The sequence below is a fragment of the Chitinophagaceae bacterium genome (assembly GCA_007695095.1).
In the GTDB taxonomy this organism is placed as follows: Bacteria; Bacteroidota; Bacteroidia; order Chitinophagales; family REEL01; genus REEL01.
Genome location: REEL01000060.1, coordinates 1 through 4,767, shown reverse-complemented (window position 1 = coordinate 4,767; position 4,767 = coordinate 1). Strand labels below are relative to the sequence as shown.

The following is a 4,767-nucleotide window of genomic DNA, read 5'->3' as shown; positions in this document are numbered from 1 at the left end:
TCTACAACAATGAGATTTCAGGAACATCTGTAATAAATGCTGCTCAGGACATGACCTCCACAAATCGTTTTTTAGTAGGTGCCTATAATAATCCTTCTGACAATGGAGAAACGTATCATCTGAATGGAAACATTTCTGAGATTATTTTTATCAATAGTGCAGATACTGCTGAGATAGCATTAATAGAAAAATATCTGCGTTACAAATATGCTCCTCCTGTTAATTTAGGTCCGGACATTACAGCAGAATATGGGTTTTGCCCGCAAACTATTTCAGCAGAAAAACCCTGGTATGTCAGTTATTTATGGTCTACCGGTGAAACAACTTCCTCTATTACAGCTAATCAACCCGGCACTTATAGTGTAACAGTTACTGACAGGTTTGGCTATACCTCTACCGACTCAATTCAACTTAATTATCCGGGTAATCTTAATTTTAACGAAAGCTATACTGTTTGTTTGGGTGATTCTGTTTTGTTTGATACCGGCTTACCATCTGCAACTTATGATTTTTTGTGGAATAACGGAAGTACAGAACCCTTTTTGAATGTGACTCAGGAAGGCAGCGTTTACTTTACTGTTACTGATTCTAATAATTGTATTTTCCAATCCGATACTTTTGAAGTCTTAGTGGATTCTTTTAAAAACCAGATTTCTCTCGGGCCGGATGTCCAATTATGTGAAGGAAACTCTATAGAATTAACAACAGGTGCTCAGCTTGTCCAAAGTTACAGTTGGAGTACGGGATCTACAAATCCTTCTATTGTTATAGATTCTACTGACACTTACATTCTAAATGTTATAAATTCAAATGGTTGTCAGGCTTCAGACAGTATTTTTGTGGATATTATAGGTAAATCACCCAATGTTTCGTTTACAGCAGACTCTGTATGTCTCGGAACTGAAACCACTTTTATTAATCAATCTCAGGCTATTTTACCGGATATTATCACCGATTATTTTTGGGATTTTGGAAATGGTCAAACAGATACAGTTGAAAATCCGGTTTATGAATTTTTGAATTCCGGGCTTCATCAGGTAACCCTTACCGCTTCAACTGCCGTTGGTTGTAATGCTGAATTTTCTAAAGAAATTGTCATTTATGAATTACCGCAAGCAGAGTTTGGCTTTCTGGGTGGCTGTGAAAACATTGCTGTTAACTTTCAAAGTTTAAGCTCAGCAGCTACTGGTGACTCCATAGTTGCTGTAAATTGGAATTTCGGGGATTCAAATACTGCTTCAGGTATAGAAGTTTCAAACACCTATGTAAATGCCGGCAATTACAATGTGGAAATAGATATACTTACAGCAAATGGATGTACAGCTAATTTCAATGATTCCGTTACGGTTGTTTCCCCGGCAGATGCACAAGATGTAGCAAATTTTACCGGATTTCAACCTACAAATAATTTTATTACAACAGAGAATGAAGTTTCTTTTGAATGGAATACGGCTAAAAATGCACTTTACTACAGACTACAAATCAGTGAAGTTGAAAGCTTTTCAACTATTTTAATTGACACATTAGTGAATACAAATGCTATTGATATTAATTTGACAGACAATCAGGACTATTACTGGAGGGTAAGAGCCTTTAATATTTGTGATGATTTTGCAGAAACACCTTCACGGAAATTTACTTTACTTTGGCTTGCCGACGAAGTTGCTTCTCTTAGCTTATGGTTGCGTGCAGATGATGTGCAATTAGGTAGTGGGAATAATGTAAGCGAATGGCTTGATTTAAGTGGCAATAACCATAATGTGTTACAAACTGTAAGTGCTCGTCAACCTACCGTAGTTTCCGGCAGTATATTAAATAATCAACCTACAATTAACTTCAACGGGAGCCAATTTCTTGATGGTGGAAATATTTTAAATATTGGTACAGATAGCCGAACATTTTTCGTGGTGGGTAATATGACTTCAAATACAGGGACATTTTTTGCCAAATCTATTTTAACGGGTAACCCGAACAGATACGCTCTTTTCTCGCTGAACAGTCAACTTACTATGCAATACAGGGATAGCGGAAACAGAGATATTACAACACCCAAACAAAACAATAACTTCTCCTTTTTCAAAGGAGTCAATAAAAGAAGCATTAATACGAATTCCTTTTTTTACAATAATACGCTAAAAGGAACGTCTAACATTATTGGCAGTCATGACATGACTTCTCCCAATCGCTTTTTGGTAGGAGCTTATAATAACACTACAGATGATGGGGAAACCTATCATTTAAATGGAAATATTTCAGAAATTATTTTTATAAATAGTACTGACTCAACTGAGATCGCCCTTATAGAAAAATATCTACAGTTTAAATACAGCCCTCCTGTAAATTTAGGGCCTGACATTAGTGTTGATTATGGTTTTTGTGCTCAACCTTTAAGTGCTGAAAAACCCTGGTTTGTCAGTTATCTTTGGTCAAATGGCGATACAACTTCTTCAACTTCTGTGAATAGTACCGGAGTCTATGCTGTTACGGTTACAGATATGTTCGGTTTTACTTCTACTGATTCCATAAAAGTGAATTTCCCCGGACAGTTTTTGGAAGACGCCTTTATCCTTTGTCAAAATGAAACTTTTGAATATGATTTAGGTATAGATCAGGGATATAGCTTTGCGTGGTCTGATGGCTCTATAAACAATAATATTACAATTGATAGTGCAGGAACCTATTTTGTTACTGTAAGTGATACACTTGGATGTTCTTATACCGATAGTGTTGTCGTAGTTATAGATTCATTTGTGACTCAGGCTAGCCTGGGTCCGGATATTGACTTATGTACCGGAAACACTTTAAGCTTAGAAAGCGGGAGCTCAGAAGCGGTCAGTTATCTTTGGAATAATGGAGAAAGCGGCTCTTCTATTGTTGTATTTAATTCAGGTGATTATTGGGTTGAAGTCAGGAATGCAAATGCTTGTGTTGCAAGAGACACTATAAACATCACAATTATAGGTGATGCTCCAAATGTTGATTTTATTACTAATCCTGCCTGTGTCGATGAGGCAATTAATTTAATTGACTTAACAACCGTAAACCCACCTTCAACGCTAACAAATTGGTACTGGGATTTTGGAGATGGCAATACAGATAGTGTTTCAAATCCGATATTTGCCTATTCTCAAGCCGGCACTTACACTATTGACCTCACTATCGAAACCAGTGATGGTTGTTTTGGCTCAGCAAGCAGAACAATAGAGGTAAATCCTAAACCTACAGCCTCATTCAATGCAGGACTGAGTTGCGGAGGCAATTTATTGAATTTTAACAATTTAAGCACCGCCCCTCCGGGTGGGTTTTTAACCACTAATAACTGGACTTTTGATACTTTAGGGACTTCAACAGCTTTTAATCCTTCATTTATATTTCCGGAAGGAGGATTTTATGATGTGTCTTTAGAGGTTACCTCAAATAACGGATGTAGTGCTGAATTTTCAAGAGAAATAGAAGTTTACCCCTCTATAAATGCAAATTTCAGTGTAGAAAATACCTGCATAGGTAGTCCAACAATTTTTAAAGACATTACTCCTTCATTTTCTATTGTTAGCCACCAATGGAACTTTGGAGATGCCGGTGGAATATCATTTGATAGTGAAGCTCAGCACTCCTATAGTTCAGCCGGTGTTTATACAGTTAGTATGGAGGTTGTAAATGCCTTGGGATGCAGAGATACGGTAACAAAAAATGTAACAATATTACCGGAGCCACAACCCTCGTTTACTCCTACTGAGTTGTGTGCAGGAATTCCTTTTGAATTTACTGACAATAGCAATCTTTTAGGCGATTCAATTGTAAACTCATATTATATAATTGACGGAGACACCATTAGCGGTTTGCATAATCCGAGTATTACTTTTGAAGAAACCGGCAATCAAAATATAACTTATGTAATTGAAACGCTTAATGGTTGCAGAGTTAATTTACAGGAAAATATTATTGTGAATGAAGCGCCTGTTGCATCATTTACTATGAGCCCGGATTTTGGAGCTTCTCCACTAACGGTGAACTTTTCAAATACCTCTTCCGGTGGAAACTTTTACTTCTGGGACTTAGGAACAAAGGGTGCAGTCAGCAATGAAACTAACCCTGAATTTACCTATACCGAAGATAGTGTTTATACTATTAAGCTTATAGCTGAAGACTTTGCAGGATGTAAAGATACCTTTAGCAGACAACTTAATGTTGCACCTGCATTATTGGATATTTCCATTGAAGAACTGCAAGTTAATCAGATAATACAAGATGACGGAAGTTTAGATGCTCAGATGATTGTTCGTTTGGCAAATCTGGGAACACGCGAAATTAACTCTTTTGATATTTATTTCACCTTAGGTGACGGATCAACAGTAAAAGAAAGTTGGGAAGGCACATTAAACAGCGGACAAGTTATGAACTATGTAGCTAATGCTTCCTTCTTTATCTCCGGAGCTTCCTCCAGACAATACATTTGTGCTGAGGTAAGAAATCCTAATGGAGAAATTGATGAAAGACCTGAAAATAACCGTGCATGTAAAACGCTGACGAACTTAATCAGAATTGTAAACCCATATCCAAACCCTTCCAGTGATATTGTAAACCTTGATATTATTTTGCCGCAAAGGGAACAGATTGAAGTTTCAATTTTTAACCATCAGGGTCAAATTATCAGTGAATTGTTCAAAGAAAGGGGTAACAGAGGTCTGAATTCTTACCTGATTAATGTAAGCAGTCTTTCTTCAGGGCAGTATTACTTTCAGATAAGGCATTTGAATGAAAACTATA

Annotated in this window: 1 protein-coding gene; it reads left to right on the top strand. The window is 36.9% G+C overall.

What is annotated here, in order from left to right:
• Positions 1-4,767: PKD domain-containing protein (locus EA412_01675; protein ID TVR82327.1), on the top strand; the 4,767-nt coding region annotated here is incomplete at both ends.